The sequence below is a fragment of the Microbacterium candidum genome (assembly GCF_030315975.1).
Taxonomy (GTDB): Bacteria; Actinomycetota; Actinomycetes; order Actinomycetales; family Microbacteriaceae; genus Microbacterium; species Microbacterium candidum.
On record NZ_JASXSZ010000002.1, the window covers coordinates 321,771 to 335,878 of the forward strand.

Consider the following 14,108-nt stretch of genomic DNA (forward strand, 5'->3'; position numbering starts at 1 on the left):
GAACCCAGGAAAGGAACAGAACAATGACGTTTGCACGCAAGCGTGTCGCCGCCATCGCCGCCATCGCGGTCGCGGCCGCACTCGCGCTCACCGGGTGCGCCGACACGGGCTCCAGCGGAGGCTCGACCAGCGGATCCGGGAAGTCGGACAACTTCGCGATCACCTTCCTGCCGAAGAACCTCGGCAATCCCTACTTCGACACGTCCGCCAAGGGCGGCAAGGCGGCCGTCGCAGAGTTCAAGGGCACGTTCAATCAGGTGGGACCCGCCCAGGCCTCCCCGGATGCCCAGGTCAGCTACATCAACACCGCGACCCAGCAGGGCGTCGGCGGCCTCGTCGTCTCGGCGAACGATCCGAAGGCGATCTGCGACGCGCTCGACCAGGCGCGCAAAGCGGGCGTGAAGGTGGTCACCTTCGACTCCGACACCAACCCCGACTGCCGCGACCTGTTCGTCAACCAGGCCACGGCGGAGGGCATCGCGAAGGTCCAGGTGGATCTCATCACCAAGCAGATCGGCGATGCGGGTGAGATCGCGATCCTGTCCGCGGCCGCCAACGCGACGAACCAGAACGCCTGGATCGACCTCATGAAGAAGGATCTCGCCGCGAATCACCCGAATGTGAAGCTCGTCGATGTCGTGTACGGCAATGACGACGACCAGACGTCCTTCGACAAGACGGCAGCGCTCCTGCAGTCGCACCCGAACCTCAAGGGCATCATCTCGCCGACGACCGTCGGCGTGGCGGCAGCCGCTCGGTACCTGTCCACCTCGGCCTACAAGGGCAAGGTCGCGCTCACGGGCCTCGGAACGCCCAACCAGATGCGCGAGTACGTCAAGGACGGCACCGTGACCTCGTTCGCCCTGTGGAACCCCGAGGACCTCGGCTACCTCGCCGCGTACGCGGCGCAGGCGCTCATCAAGGGCGAGATCACGGGCAAGGAAGGCGACACGTTCACGGCCGGCAAGCTCGGTGAGTTCAAGGTCGGCGCCGACAAGACGGTCCTCCTCGGCGACCCGTACGTCTTCAACAAGGACAACATCGACAAGTTCAACTTCTGATCTGACGACGTCGGTCCGGCCGGCGGCGCAGACCGCCGGCCGGACCGATCGGAAGGTGCCATCCATGACCCGCGTGTGCTTCGAACTGCGCATCAAGCCGGAGCTGCTCGACGAATACGTCGCCCGCCACTCCCCGGTGTGGCCGGAGATGCTCGCGGAGATCGCCGCCGCCGGCCGACGCAACTATTCACTGTTCGTCGCCGAGGGAGGCCGACTCATCGGCTACTACGAGACCGACGACGACACCGCGGCGCAGGCGTATCTCACCGCATCCCCCATCGCCGCACGCTGGGAAGCCGAGATGAGCCGATTCTTCGTCGGCCTCGAGGCGCGTCCCGACGAGGCCGCCACACCGCTCACCGAGATCTTCCACCTCGCGGACCAGCTGGCCGCGGCATCCACGACGTCCGCCGAAGGAGACGCATTGTGACGACGTTCACCCCAGACATCGAGGCCTCCCTCGCACAGCAGTCCATCGAGCTGCCCAGCTGGGCGTTCGGCAACTCGGGCACGCGGTTCAAGGTGTTCGCGACGCCGGGCACGCCGCGCGACCCGTACGAGAAGATCGCGGATGCAGGGCAGGTGCACAAGCACACAGGGCTCGCCCCGTCGGTGGCGCTGCACATCCCGTGGGACCTGGTCGATTCGTTCGCCGACCTGCGCAAGCACGCGGAAGACCACGGGGTGCGCCTCGGCACGATCAACTCGAACACGTTCCAGGACGACGACTACAAGTTCGGCGCGCTCACGCATGAGGACGACCGCATCCGCCGGAAGGCGGTCGACCACCACCTCGCGTGCATCGACGTCATGGATGCCACGGGCTCGCGCGATCTGAAGATCTGGCTCGCGGAGGGCTCGAACTACCCCGGTCAGAACGACCTTCGCGCCCGTCAGGACCGCCTCGCGGACTCGCTGCGCACGATCTACGACCGGCTCGGCGACGACCAGCGGCTCGTGCTCGAGTACAAGTTCTTCGAGCCTGCGTTCTACCACACGGACGTCCCGGACTGGGGGACGTCGTACGTGCAGGTGGCTGCCCTCGGCGACAAGGCGATGGTGTGCTTGGACACCGGTCACCACGCGCCCGGGACGAACATCGAGTTCATCGTCATGCAGCTGCTGCGGCTGGGGAAGCTCGGCTCGTTCGACTTCAACTCGCGGTTCTACGCGGACGACGACCTCATCGTGGGCGCGGCCGATCCGTTCCAGCTGTTCCGCATCCTCGACCAGGTGATCCGCGGCGGAGGCCTGAACAACCCGGATGTGGCGTTCATGCTCGACCAGTGCCACAACCTCGAGGCGAAGATCCCTGGGCAGATCCGCTCGGTGCTGAACGTGCAGGAGATGACCGCGCGAGCGCTGCTCGTCGACCGTCCCGCTCTCGCGGCGGCGCAGTCCGCGAACGATGTGCTCGGCGCGAACGCTGTGCTGATGGATGCGTTCTACACCGATGTCCGGCCCGCCCTCGCCGCGTGGCGCGAGAGCCGCGGTCTGCCCGCGGACCCGATGGCCGCGTACGCCGCCTCCGGCTACCAGCAGCAGATCGAAGCCGACCGCGTCGGCGGCACCCAGGCCGGCTGGGGCGCGTGAAAGGACAGATGATGACCACTGTTGACGATCTGATCGCCCGCTCGAACCGCCTCGGCGCGGATCCGCGCAACACCAACTACGCCGGTGGCAACACGTCGGCGAAGGGCATGGAGACCGACCCGGTGACCGGGGAGCCGGTGGAGCTGCTGTGGGTGAAGGGGTCGGGCGGCGACCTGGGCACGCTGAGGCCGGAGGGGCTCGCGGTGCTGCGCCTGGACCGGCTGCGGGCGCTGCGGGCCGTGTATCCCGGCGTCGACCGGGAGGACGAGATGGTGGCCGCGTTCGACTACTGCCTGCACGGCAGGGGCGGGGCGGCGCCGTCGATCGACACCGCGATGCACGGGCTGGTGGATGCCGCGCATGTCGACCACTTGCATCCGGATGCCGGGATCGCGGTCGCGACGGCGGCCGACGGCGAGGCGCTGACCGCGCAGATCTTCGGGGGGAAGGTCGTGTGGGTGCCGTGGCGCCGCCCAGGGTTCCAGCTCGGTCTGGACATCGCGGCGATCAAGGACGCGAATCCGCAGGCTGTCGGCTGCATCCTGGGCGGGCATGGGATCACCGCGTGGGGAGACACGTCGGAGGAGGCCGAGCAGAACTCCACCTGGATCATCGCCACGGCCGCCGATCACATCCGGGCGCACGGCAAGACCGACCCGTTCGGTGGAGTTCGTGCCGGGTTCGCCGCTCTGCCGGAGGCGGAGCGCCGGGCGAAGGCCGCGGCCCTCGCTCCGACGATCCGCGGGCTCGCGTCGACGGACAAGCCGATGGTCGGGCACTTCACCGACAGCGACGTCGTCCTCGACTTCCTCGCCACCTCGAAAGCACCCGCGTTGGCGGCGCTGGGCACGAGCTGCCCCGACCACTTCCTCCGCACGAAGGTCAAGCCGATGCTGCTCGACCTGCCCGCGGACGCCTCGGTCGAAGCATCCCTCGCCCGGCTGAAGGAACTGCACGCCGAATACCGCGCCGACTACACCGCCTATTACGAGGCGCACGCGGATGCCGACTCGCCTGCGATGCGCGGCGCGGATCCGCTGATCGTGCTGGTGCCGGGGGTGGGCATGTTCTCGTTCGGCGCGAACAAGCAGACCGCCCGGGTGGCCGGCGAGTTCTACGTCAACGCGATCAACGTCATGCGCGGCGCGGAGGCCCTGTCGACCTACGCGCCGATCTCGGACGCGGAGAAGTTCCGCATCGAGTACTGGGCGCTCGAAGAGGCGAAGCTGCAGCGGATGCCGAAGCCGAAGACGCACCAGGGCCGCATCGCGTTCGTCACCGGCGCGGCATCCGGCATCGGCAAGGCCATCGCGACGCGTCTGGCCGCCGAGGGCGCGTGCGTGGTCGTCGCCGACCTCGACCTCGAGAAGGCGCAGGCTGCGGCCGCGGAGCTCGGCAACAGCGACGTCGCGATCGGCGTGGCCGCGAACGTGGCGGAAGCCGCCGGGGTGCAGGCCGCGATCGACGCGACCGTGCTCGCGTTCGGCGGCATCGACCTCGTCGTCAACAATGCGGGGCTCTCGCTGTCGAAGCCGCTGCTGGAGACCACGGAGAAGGACTGGGACCTCCAGCACGACGTCATGGCGAAGGGCTCGTTCCTCGTCGCGAAGGCCGCCGCACGTGCCCTGATCGAGCAGGGGATGGGCGGGGATGTCGTCTACATCTCGTCGAAGAACTCCGTCTTCGCCGGCCCGAACAACATCGCGTACTCCGCGACGAAGGCAGACCAGGCCCACCAGGTGCGGCTGCTCGCGGTCGAGCTCGGCGAACACGGCGTCCGGGTCAACGGCATCAACCCCGACGGCGTCGTGCGTGGATCCGGGATCTTCGCCTCCGGGTGGGGCGCGAACCGCGCCGCGACCTACGGGGTGAAGGAAGAGGACCTCGGCCAGTTCTACGCGAACCGCACGATCCTCAAGCGGGAAGTCGTCCCCGAGAACGTCGCCGACGCCGTCTACGTCCTCACCGGCCCAGAACTCAGCCGCACGACGGGCCTCCACATCCCCGTCGACTCCGGCGTCGCCGCCGCCTTCCTCCGATGATGAGCGGGGACCCACTGCGTTTCGTCTCGGTCGCTGACGCTCCCTCGGTCAACGACCGGCCGGCGGCTATCCTTCCGCAGGTCGTTGAGCGAGCGAGCCGAGTCGGAACGCAGATCGGAGCGTGCGCATGACATCGGGCACGGTCGCGGCGGTCGACCTGGGCGCGACCAGCGGACGGGTCATCGTCGGACACGTCGGCCGCGGTCTGCTGCAGACCGAGCAGGTCGCGCGCTTCCCCAACATCCCGGTCGCCACGGTCGATGGGTTGCACTGGGACCTGCTCGGGCTCTTCGGCGCTGCCACCGCGGGGCTCCGCGACGCATTCCGTGCCCACCCCGGCATCGCGAGCATCGGCATCGACGCCTGGGCCGTCGACTACGGGCTGCTGCGCAACGGGCGCCTCCTCGGCGAACCCTTCCACTACCGCGACGCGCGCACGACAACAGGGGTCGAACGCGTGCACGAGCGGATGCCGCATCCCGCCCTCTTCTCCCGGAACGGCCTGCAGTTCCTGCCGTTCAACACGCTCTACCAGTTCGCGGCGGAGGACCCCGACATCCTCGCGTTCGCCGACACCGCTCTTCTCGTCCCCGACCTCATCGGATACTGGCTGACAGGCGTCGCACGAGCCGAGCGCACGAACGCGTCCACGACGGGTCTGCTCCGGGACGGCGAGTGGGACGACGAGCTGATCGACGAACTCGACATCCCGCGCCGTCTGCTTCCAGCGCTCATCTCCCCCGGTGAGACGCTCGGGGCGCTGCGCCCCGAGCTCGGCAACGCGCAGGTCGTCGCCGTCGGCTCGCACGACACGGCGTCGGCTGTGGTCGCCGTGCCGATGGAGGCGGACGCGGCGGCCTACATCTCGTGCGGCACGTGGGGTCTCGTCGGGGTCGAGGTGGAGCGCCCAGTCCTCACGGATGCGGCCCGCGAGGCCGGGTTCACGAACGAAGGCGGCGTCGACGGCCGGGTGCGGCTGCTGCGCAACGTGATGGGCCTGTGGGTGCTGAGCGAGACCGTGCGTGCATGGGAGCGCGACGGCGCGACCGTCGACCTGCCGGCGCTCCTCGCCGAGGCGGCGACGGCGCATGCTCCGATCTTCGACGTCGACGACCCGCGGTTCCTCCCGCCGGGCGACATGGTCGCGCGCATCGACGCGTGGTTCGCGGAGCACGATCAGGCCGGCCCCCGTACCCGCGCCGAATACGCGCGCAGCATCGTCGAGTCGCTCGCCCAGGCCTTCGCGTACGCCGTGGCGGACGCCGCCCGCGTCGGAGGCGTCGACGTCCGCACCATCCATATCGTCGGCGGAGGCGCGCTCAACGAGCTGCTCTGCCGGCGCACCGCCGACCGCGCAGGGCTCCCCGTCGCCGCGGGCCCCGTCGAAGCGACCGCGCTCGGCAATGTACTCGTCCAAGCCCGCGCGGCCGGCTTCGTCAACGGGTCCCTCGAGGCGCTGCGCGACCTGGTGGCGCGCACGCACGAGCCGAAGGTCTACCTGCCGCACCTCTGAGTCAGGGGGCGAAGCCGGGCTGTCTACAGCGCGGCGATGAGGTTCGGAAGATCCGTCATGCTCTCGAAGATCACGGTGCGCTCGCCCGCCAGCCGTTCGGCCGAGGTCACGCCGGCGTAGGCGAACACGCGCATCCCCGCTGCGCGTGCCGCGCGTACGCCGAACACGCTGTCCTCGACGACCACGCAATGGGCGGGCGCCACCCCCATGCTCTTGGCCGCCCACAGGTAGACGTCCGGCTCCGGCTTGCCGCGCTCGACGTCCTCGGCGCTGAAGATGCGCCCGTCGAAGTGCGTGAGGAGATCGGTCGTGCGCAGAGATTCTCGGATGCGCGCATGACCGCTGTTCGAGGCCACGCAGGTCGGAAGCGACAGCTGCAACAGGCTCTCCGCGATCCCGGGCACCGCGCGCAGCTCCGTGCGGAACGCCTCGGTGTACCAGGCGCTGTACGGACGCTCCCACCCCGGAGCCAGAGGGCGCCCGAGCATCTCGGAGACACCTGCTCGGTAGGCCTCCGACGAAGCCCCCACGAACCGTTCGAGGATCTCGTCGAGCGACACCTCGCAGCCCAGATCGGCCAGCACGCGCTGGCCGACCCGGGCCGCCAGGATCTCGCTGTCCACGAGCACGCCGTCGCAGTCGAAGATGACGAGCTGGGGTGCTCCGCCGGCCGCCACGCTACTTCCCGATGCCCTCGGCGAGGCCCCGGACGAAGAAGCGCTGCGCCGCGAAGAAGAACACGATCATCGGGATCGACGCGAGCGTCATCCCCGCGAAGATCATCGGGTAGTTCGTCGACAGCCGCGATGCGAGGTTCGCGAGACCGACCGGAAGCGTCATCGTGTCGGTGCTGCTGACGAAGATGAACGCGAACAGGTACTCGTTCCAGGCGAACAGGCACTGCAGGATGACGGCGGACACGACGATCGGCATCGACATCGGAAGAGTGAGCCGCCAGAACTGCTGAGCCCGGGAGCATCCGTCCAGCCTCGCGGCCTCATCGACCTCGTAGGGCAGGTCCACCATGTACGACCGGATGAGGAACGTCGTGAAGGGGATGCGGAAGGCCGTGTAGAGGATCGTGAGTCCGAGGAGCGAGTCGTAGATGCCCAGCCCCTGCAGGATGCGCAGCAGCGGGATGAGCGCGACCGTCGGCGCGAGCATCATCCCGCCCACGATGAGGAACAGCACCGTGCGCGAGAACGGGATCGTGAGCTTCGTCAGTCCGAACGCCGCCCACGCGCTGATCAGGGTCGTGGCGATGATCGACGCGACCGTGACGATGACGCTGTTCCACATGTACTGGCCGACGCCGAGGTTCCATGCGTCCACGTAGTTCTTCCAGAAGAGCGTCGTGGGCAGGCCGAACGGATCCGCGAGGAACTGCTGGTTGATCTTGAGGCTGCTCAGCAGCATCCAGAACAGGGGGACGATGACGATCAGCGCCATCACGAGGAGAAGACCCCAGATGATCAGACGCAGGAGGATGCCGGCGAAGCCGAGCCTCGACACCGGCCGGTTGTCGGTCGCGGTCACCATTCGACTCTCCTCCGACGCGAGATCCCCAGCTGCACGACGGCAAGGACTGTCGTGATCACGAACACGACCGTGGCGATGGCCGCTGCATAGCCGAACTCGTTGTTGATGAAGCCGGCGTGGTACAGCCACGTGCCGAGCACCTGACTGCTGTTGTTCGGACCGCCGGCGGTCATGACCATCACCTCGTTGAACACCTGGAAGGCACCGGTCACCGTGACGATGATCAGCAGCGTGCTCATCTCGCGCACCAGCGGAGTGGTGATGTGCCAGATGCGGCTGAGCGAACCCACCCCGTCGAGGTCCGCGGCGTCGTAGAGCTCGCGTGGGATGCGCTGGATCGCGACCGAGTACAGGAGCGTCGTGTACCCGAAGCTCTGCCACTGGCTCATCACGATGATCGCCCAGATCGCCGTCGACTCCTGCCCGAGCCATGCCTGTGCGTACTGCCCGAGCCCCACCACGCGCAGGAACTCGTTGAGCAGCCCGGTCTGCGGCTGGTAGATGAAGTAGAACAGCAGGCCGGCGACGGTGAGCGAGATCGCCGACGGGATGAAGTAGATCGCGCGGAGGATGCCGCCGTGCTTGCGCACGTACGTCTCGACGAGTGCGGCGAGAACGAGGGCGCCGGCCACCTGGAAGATCAGCGAGACGACGGCGTACGCGGTGTTGTTGAACAGTGATCGCCAGAAGATCGGGTCGTTGGCGGCCTGGACGTAGTTCGCGGCGCCGACGAACTCCGGGATGGGCTTGAAGACCGACCACTGGAAGAAGCTCAGGTAGATGTTCTCGAGCAGCGGGTAGTAGACGAAGACGGCGATCAGCGCGAGCCCCGGGATGACCCAGAGGAATGACCGCCAGCCTCCGATCGCCCGGAGGGGCGATCGGCGGCCGACGGGGCGCTGTCGCCGCCCGGCGGGGCCACTCTTCGGAGTGATCAGCGCCTCGGTGACGGTGACGTTGCTCACAGGCGGACTCCGCTCACTTCGATCCGGCAGCCGCCTGCTGCACGGACTTCATGACGCTCTCCGGAGTCCCGGTGCCGCCCACGAGGGCCTCCCCTCCGGCGAGGTACGCCTGCGCGACCTGCGGCGCCGTGACGGTGTCGAGCCAGATCGCGAGGCTCGACGCCTTGCCGAGCTTGTCCATGGCATCGACGATCTGCGGCTGCGTGGTCGCTGTGTCGAGCGAGTCCTTCACGGGGCTCGGGTAGCCGCTCATGAGGTCGGGCATCTTCGCCGCGCCCGTCTTGGACACGATGAACTTGAGGAATGCGACGGCCAGCGCCGGGTGCTGGGACTTCGGGTTGACCATGAAGAGGTCGGGGGCGCCCACGAGGGAGCCGGTCTCGCCGTTGGCGTCACCGGGGGCGGGCAGCTGGAACAGTCCGAAGCCGTCCTTGTCGAGCGGGGTGTCCTTGAGGAGCCCGATCTCGAGGGATTCGAGGTACATCATCGCCGCCTTGTCGGAGCCGAAGGCGACCTGGGCGTCGGTGTGATCGATGCCGTTGCCCGTCGTGCCCGTGGTCGTGCACTGGTCGATCAGCTGCTTGAACTGCTCGAGGGCCTTGACGTAGCCCGGGTCGGTGAACGAGCTCTTGTCCGACGAGTAGTCCTTGGCGAGCGTGTCCGCCGGCACGTTGTAGGCGTTCAGCTGCGTGACGTAGTGGAGGGCGGGCCAGCCGTCCTTGTTGCCGAAGTTGACCGGCGTGATCCCCTTGGCCTTCAGGGTCTTGCACGTGCTCAGAAGCTCGTCGAACGTCGTGGGGACCGTCAGTCCGTTATCGGCGAAGATCTTCTTGTTGTACATCATGAACTTCGCGTCGAGGTCGATCGGGACGCCGTAGTTCTTGCCGTTGTACTCGCCGGCGCCGACAGCCGAGGGCACGAGCGACTCGTTCCACGCGGTGCCCTTGCCGATGGCAGAGGTCAGGTCGAGCGCGAGACCGGCGTCGACGAACTGCTTCGCGTACGAGCCGGGCCACGAGAAGTAGATGTCCGGGATGCTGTTCGAGGATGCGAGCACCTTGATCTTGTCCTTGTAGCCCTGATCGGACTCCTGCTGGACGTTGACGGTGACGCCCGGGTGCGCCTTCTCGAACTCCTTGGCCAGCTCCGGGAAGTACTTCGACACGCTCGGGTCGGAGAACTTGTTGACCATCGAGATCGTCCCGTTGTAGTCGACCTTGTTCAGGTCCGCATTGCTGGTGCCACCTCCCGAGGACTGCGCCGCGCAGCCGCTGAGAAGAAGCACTGCACCGACGACCCCCGCAAGGACCTTCGTCTGCCGTGATGCCCTCATGTTCGCACTCACCTCTCTGTGTAATGTGCTCCGCTCGCCGCGGTCAGAGGCAGTCTAAGCACTCGTTGAGACCGGTGTCAATCAAGTGAAAGTAACGATCGAGATTTGAGGAAGGTGCATCGAGATGCGGGGCTGCGCCGCCTCCGCGCAGCGCTCAGGACAGGCCCTCCGCGACGCGAACCGCGGAATCACGCGCGATCCGGCCGGGTTGACGAATACTCATCCGACCACACATACTGTTGTCCGACAACTTGCCCGCGCGCTGACGCAGACGGAAGGACCCGAAACATGCTCAACTTCGACGCCGAGAGATTCATCCGCATCCAGAACGGAGCTCTCGACCTCGCCGGCCCGCTCCAGGAGCGCGTCGAGGCGCTCATGGCCGAGGGCGCGCGGAACGTCTTCTTCCTCGGCGCGGGCGGGGCGGGAAAGCTCATGGAGCCCGCCGCCCAGCTCATCTCGCGGAGCTCCGACTTCCCCGTGCACCTCGAGAACGCCGCCGAACTGGTCGCCATGGGGTCCTCGAACCTCGGACCGGGATCGATCGTCGTCATCCCGTCGCTGTCCGGCACCACCCGCGAGGCCGTCGCCGTCCTCGACTACGCGCAGCAGCGCGGTGCGAAGGTCATCGGCCTCACGGCCCATGAGGACTCGCCCGTCGCGCAGAAGGCTGACTTCGCCTTCACGACGTTCGCCCAGGACGACACATCCTCGGAGTCGTTCTATCTCCAGTCGCTCGTCATCGCGCTGTCGATCCTGAACCGGCTCGGCCGGTGCGACGCATTCGAGTCCACGCTGGCGCAGCTGCGCACGCTGCCGAGTCTCCTCGCCGGCGTCAAGGAGGCGTTCGAGGAGACCGCCGCGAAGATCGCCGGCGACATCCAGCACGACGAGTATCACATCGTGACGGCGGCGGGACCGACGTGGACGGAGGCGTGGTACTACGGAACCTGCATCCTGGAGGAGATGCAGTGGATCCGCACCCGCCCCGTGCATTCCTCGGACTTCTTCCACGGAACGCTCGAGCTCGTGGAGGCCGGAGTGAGCGTGCTGGTCTTCAAGGGCGAGGATGCGTCCCGCCCTCTCGTCGAGCGGGTCGAGCGCTGGCTCCCCTCGGTGACGGAACGGATGACGGTCATCGACACGGCGGAGTTCGCCCTTCCGGGCATCTCCCCCGAAGTCCGCGCGCTGATCCCCCACGTGCTCGTCGCGACGGTCCTCGAGCGCGTGAGCGCCCATCTCGAGGTGCTGCGGGACCATCCTCTGACGACGCGCCGCTACTACCGCCGTATCGATTACTGACGGCGCCCGCGATGACGAGCAGCGCGCGCGTGGCCGTTGTCGGCGACAACACCGTCGACCGCTACCTCGGCGGTCCCGAGTACGTCGGCGGAAACGCCCTCAACGTCGCGGTGCAGCTGCGTCTCCTCGACGGCGCCGTCACCTATTTCGGGGCCGTCGGCGACGACGATGACGGCCGGAAGATCGCCGGGGCCCTCCGCAGCCGCGGGGTGGGGACGGAGGGTCTCGTCAACCGGGACGGCCCGACCGCGGTCACCGAGATCCGGTTGACGCCGGAGGGCGACCGCGTGTTCGTCCGCGAGGAGTTCGGCGTCACCGCCGGCTATCGTCCGTCGGACGCCGAGCTCGCCCGCATCGCCGAGCACGACTGGGTGCATATCGGAATGCTCCCCCACGCGGCCGACTTCGTCGCGCGGCTCCGCAGACTCGCCCCTGATATCAGCATCAGCCAGGACTGCGCGGTGTCGTCCGGGTTCGCCGGGCTCGACGTCGCCTTCTGCTCGACCGGAGAGGACGAGCAGAAGGCGCTGCGCGCCGCGGGCGACGCCCTGTCCGGGGGCGCAGGACTGGCGGTGGTCACGCGCGGCGCGGAGGGCGCCCTGGCCTCGGACGGGCGCGACGACTGGCGGTGCACCGCCGTGCCGGTGGACGTGGTCGACACGACCGGAGCCGGAGACAGCTTCATCGCGGGTTTCATCGCCGCGCGGCGCAGCGGAACCCCGGTGCTCGGCGCCCTCGAGGCCGGCGCCCGCGTCGCCGCGCGCACGTGCGGGCACGTCGGGGGCTTCCCGCAGTGACGGCGAGCGGCGACGCTCCGCCAGGAGGCGCTCGTCCGAGATGCGAGGATGAGGGGATGAGGACGCTCCCCGGTCGCACCGCGCGGGAGAATCGATGACGGCGGCGCACAGCGCGACGACGGGCGGCCGCGCATCCACCCCCTCCCTGCGCGACGAGCTCGCGCAGCTCATCGCAGACGACGGGCTCGTGCCTGGCGACCGGCTGCCGACGGAGGCACGCCTGGCAGAGCGCTTCGGCGTCGCGCGGTCCACCATTCGCGAGGCTCTCAAGAGGCTCGAGGAGGAGGGGCTCGTCGACGCGGTCCAGGGCAAGGGCCGCTTCGTCTCGGCGATCGCCGCGGCGATCGTGGAACGCCCCATCACGCGATACGAGGGCGTCTCCGAGATGCTCTCGCGACTCGGCTATGCCGTCACGACGTCCGTGTTCTCGGTCGGCGAAGTCGAGGCGGACGCGGCGCAGGCGGAGAGCCTGCAAGTCGAACCGGGGACACCGCTGATCCGCCTCGCGCGCCTGCGCTACGGCGACGACGAACCGCTCGTGTTCAGCGTCGACCACGTGCTGCGCGACGCACTGCCCGGGCCGATCGCCCACCGCGACTGGTCGGCACCGCTGACCGAGTCGCTCGAAGCGTACGGGCAGCAGGTGACGTCATCCGTCGCGCGCATCAGCGCGGTCGAGCTCCCTTTCGAGATCGCGCGCAGGCACCGGCTCACCGGCCTCGGACCCTGGCTGCTCGTGACGGAGACCTGTCTCACGCGGACAGGCCGCCGCGTTCTCCTCGCGGAGGACTACCACCGCGGCGCGGCCATCGGATTCAACGTCCGTCGGCAGCGCTGATCCGCGTCCGCGGGGAGGCGACCGATTCGCGCGGGATGAAGGTCGTCGGGATGGCCTCCACGACCGCATCCCCGTCGTCGCCGGCGATCCGGGCGAACGCGTGCTGCGCCGCCGCGCGACCGAGCTCCAGCATCGGCTGCGCGATCATCGTCAGGGGTGGCTCCATGACGCTCGCCCACGAGCTGTCGTCGAAGCCGATCACCGAGACGTCACGGGGGTGGACGAGGCCGGCCGCGCGGATGGCGCGCAACGTCCCCACCATCGCATCGGTCTCGGTGGTGAGGATCGCGGTGGCGGGATCCGGGAGCGCGAGCATCTCGCCGACGGCCCCGACCGTCACCTCTTCGTTGTACTCGCAGTGAGTCACGAGTTCCGGATCGAAGGGGATGCCCGCCTCGTCGAGGGCGTCGAGGTAGCCGCGGAGGCGCTCGGCATCGCTCCACAGCCAGCTCTCGGCCAACGCCAGCAGACGACGGCGGTCGGCGGCGCGCTCGCGGGCGGTCGGCCCCCACACGAACGCGATCCTGCGGTGCCCGAGCTCGACGAAGCGCCGGACGGCGTCGTGCGCCGACTCCCGGTTGTTGATGACGACGGCGTCGAGATCCAGGCCGCGCACCTTGCGGTCGATCAGGACGATCGGGATGCGTCGGCTCATCGCCTCCAGGATGTGTGCGGTCTCGTTGGGCTGGAGCGCCGCGGACGCGATGATGATCGCATCCACCTGCTTGTCGATGAGCACCCCGATCGCGGATCGCTCCTTCGCGAGCTTCTCGTCCGTGCTCAGAACGATGGCCGTGTAGTCCGTCGTGTCGCATGCATCGGCGATGCCCCGCATCACCCCGGCGAAGAACGGGTTGCTGATGTCGGCGACCACGACGCCGATCGTCTGGGTGATACCGGTCGTCATGCTGCGTGCGAGGCTGTTCGGCCGGTAGTGCAGCTTCTCGGCCGCCGCGAGCACCCGCGCCCGGGCCTCCGGGCTCACCGCGCCGTAGTTCCCGAGGGTGCGGGCTGCGGTCGCCTTGCCGACGCCCGCCTCGGCGGCGACCTCGGCGACGGTCGGCGACGAGACGGATCGGGACCTGTGCGCGGGCTTCGCATCCCCGTCGTGGCGAGCTGGCATTT

General features: G+C 68.4%; 13 protein-coding genes. 8 read left to right on the plus strand and 5 right to left on the minus strand.

The window, feature by feature from the left end:
• Nucleotides 1–23: 23 nt before the first annotated feature.
• From rhaS to QSV35_RS07895, 5 genes are all read left to right on the plus strand, one after another.
• Complete coding sequence (rhaS, locus tag QSV35_RS07875; RefSeq protein WP_286288109.1) at nucleotides 24–1,061, plus strand: rhamnose ABC transporter substrate-binding protein; 1,038 nt, start codon at nucleotides 24–26, stop codon at nucleotides 1,059–1,061.
• Between the two features lie 64 nt (nucleotides 1,062–1,125).
• On the plus strand, nucleotides 1,126–1,491 hold the full coding sequence (locus QSV35_RS07880) for an L-rhamnose mutarotase (protein ID WP_286288110.1): 366 nt from the start codon (nucleotides 1,126–1,128) through the stop codon (nucleotides 1,489–1,491).
• Nucleotides 1,485–2,654 (plus strand): L-rhamnose isomerase, encoded by a 1,170-nt coding sequence (rhaI, locus tag QSV35_RS07885; protein WP_419956828.1) that lies wholly within the window; start codon nucleotides 1,485–1,487, stop codon nucleotides 2,652–2,654. The genes QSV35_RS07880 and rhaI overlap by 7 nt, the downstream gene beginning before the upstream one ends.
• A gap of 11 nt (nucleotides 2,655–2,665) precedes the next feature.
• Nucleotides 2,666–4,696, plus strand: a complete 2,031-nt coding sequence (locus QSV35_RS07890; protein ID WP_286288112.1) for a bifunctional aldolase/short-chain dehydrogenase — start codon at nucleotides 2,666–2,668, stop codon at nucleotides 4,694–4,696.
• 127 nt (nucleotides 4,697–4,823) lie between these two features.
• Entirely contained in the window at nucleotides 4,824–6,209 is a 1,386-nt protein-coding gene (locus tag QSV35_RS07895) for a rhamnulokinase (RefSeq protein ID WP_286288113.1), read from the plus strand.
• Between the two features lie 23 nt (nucleotides 6,210–6,232).
• Here the strand turns inward: QSV35_RS07895 and QSV35_RS07900 are convergent, their stop codons facing one another.
• From QSV35_RS07900 to QSV35_RS07915, 4 genes are read right to left on the minus strand one after another with little or no spacing between them, the layout of a single operon-like run.
• Nucleotides 6,233–6,886, minus strand: coding sequence for an HAD family hydrolase (locus QSV35_RS07900; protein ID WP_286288115.1), 654 nt, complete (start codon nucleotides 6,884–6,886; stop codon nucleotides 6,233–6,235).
• Nucleotide 6,887: 1 nt separating this feature from the next.
• The gene (locus QSV35_RS07905) at nucleotides 6,888–7,748 is read right to left on the minus strand and encodes a carbohydrate ABC transporter permease (protein ID WP_286288116.1); all 861 of its coding nucleotides are present in this window, start codon (nucleotides 7,746–7,748) and stop codon (nucleotides 6,888–6,890) included.
• Nucleotides 7,742–8,713 carry a carbohydrate ABC transporter permease gene (locus tag QSV35_RS07910; protein ID WP_286288117.1) on the minus strand — a complete coding sequence of 324 codons (972 nt, stop codon included), beginning with the start codon at nucleotides 8,711–8,713 and terminating at the stop codon, nucleotides 7,742–7,744. The genes QSV35_RS07905 and QSV35_RS07910 overlap by 7 nt, the downstream gene beginning before the upstream one ends.
• A gap of 13 nt (nucleotides 8,714–8,726) precedes the next feature.
• The gene (locus tag QSV35_RS07915; RefSeq protein ID WP_286288119.1) at nucleotides 8,727–10,046 is read right to left on the minus strand and encodes an ABC transporter substrate-binding protein; all 1,320 of its coding nucleotides are present in this window, start codon (nucleotides 10,044–10,046) and stop codon (nucleotides 8,727–8,729) included.
• 288 nt (nucleotides 10,047–10,334) lie between these two features.
• On the opposite strand from QSV35_RS07915, the gene QSV35_RS07920 reads away from it, so the two are divergent.
• From QSV35_RS07920 to QSV35_RS07930, 3 genes are all read left to right on the plus strand, one after another.
• Nucleotides 10,335–11,348: an SIS domain-containing protein gene (locus QSV35_RS07920; RefSeq protein ID WP_286288120.1), complete on the plus strand. Its 1,014-nt coding sequence runs from the start codon at nucleotides 10,335–10,337 to the stop codon at nucleotides 11,346–11,348.
• Between the two features lie 11 nt (nucleotides 11,349–11,359).
• The gene (locus QSV35_RS07925) at nucleotides 11,360–12,145 is read left to right on the plus strand and encodes a PfkB family carbohydrate kinase (protein ID WP_286288121.1); all 786 of its coding nucleotides are present in this window, start codon (nucleotides 11,360–11,362) and stop codon (nucleotides 12,143–12,145) included.
• A 94-nt stretch (nucleotides 12,146–12,239) separates the two neighbouring features.
• On the plus strand, nucleotides 12,240–12,983 hold the full coding sequence (locus QSV35_RS07930; protein ID WP_286288122.1) for a GntR family transcriptional regulator: 744 nt from the start codon (nucleotides 12,240–12,242) through the stop codon (nucleotides 12,981–12,983).
• Here QSV35_RS07930 and QSV35_RS07935 read toward each other — a convergent pair.
• Nucleotides 12,961–14,106, minus strand: coding sequence for a LacI family DNA-binding transcriptional regulator (locus QSV35_RS07935; RefSeq protein WP_286288123.1), 1,146 nt, complete (start codon nucleotides 14,104–14,106; stop codon nucleotides 12,961–12,963). The genes QSV35_RS07930 and QSV35_RS07935 overlap by 23 nt on opposite strands.
• Nucleotides 14,107–14,108: the final 2 nt, after the last annotated feature.

What these genes read in the sequence shown, in the direction of transcription:
- QSV35_RS07930 (WP_286288122.1), top strand. Translation starts at nt 12,240, where the DNA reads ATGACGGCGGCGCACAGCGCGACGACGGGCGGCCGCGCATCCACCCCC.
- QSV35_RS07925 (WP_286288121.1), top strand. Translation starts at nt 11,360, where the DNA reads ATGACGAGCAGCGCGCGCGTGGCCGTTGTCGGCGACAACACCGTCGAC.
- QSV35_RS07935 (WP_286288123.1), bottom strand. Translation starts at nt 14,106, where the DNA reads ATGCCAGCTCGCCACGACGGGGATGCGAAGCCCGCGCACAGGTCCCGA.
- QSV35_RS07920 (WP_286288120.1), top strand. Translation starts at nt 10,335, where the DNA reads ATGCTCAACTTCGACGCCGAGAGATTCATCCGCATCCAGAACGGAGCT.
- QSV35_RS07915 (WP_286288119.1), bottom strand. Translation starts at nt 10,046, where the DNA reads ATGAGGGCATCACGGCAGACGAAGGTCCTTGCGGGGGTCGTCGGTGCA.
- QSV35_RS07880 (WP_286288110.1), top strand. Translation starts at nt 1,126, where the DNA reads ATGACCCGCGTGTGCTTCGAACTGCGCATCAAGCCGGAGCTGCTCGAC.
- QSV35_RS07905 (WP_286288116.1), bottom strand. Translation starts at nt 7,748, where the DNA reads ATGGTGACCGCGACCGACAACCGGCCGGTGTCGAGGCTCGGCTTCGCC.
- QSV35_RS07895 (WP_286288113.1), top strand. Translation starts at nt 4,824, where the DNA reads ATGACATCGGGCACGGTCGCGGCGGTCGACCTGGGCGCGACCAGCGGA.
- rhaS (WP_286288109.1), top strand. Translation starts at nt 24, where the DNA reads ATGACGTTTGCACGCAAGCGTGTCGCCGCCATCGCCGCCATCGCGGTC.
- QSV35_RS07890 (WP_286288112.1), top strand. Translation starts at nt 2,666, where the DNA reads ATGACCACTGTTGACGATCTGATCGCCCGCTCGAACCGCCTCGGCGCG.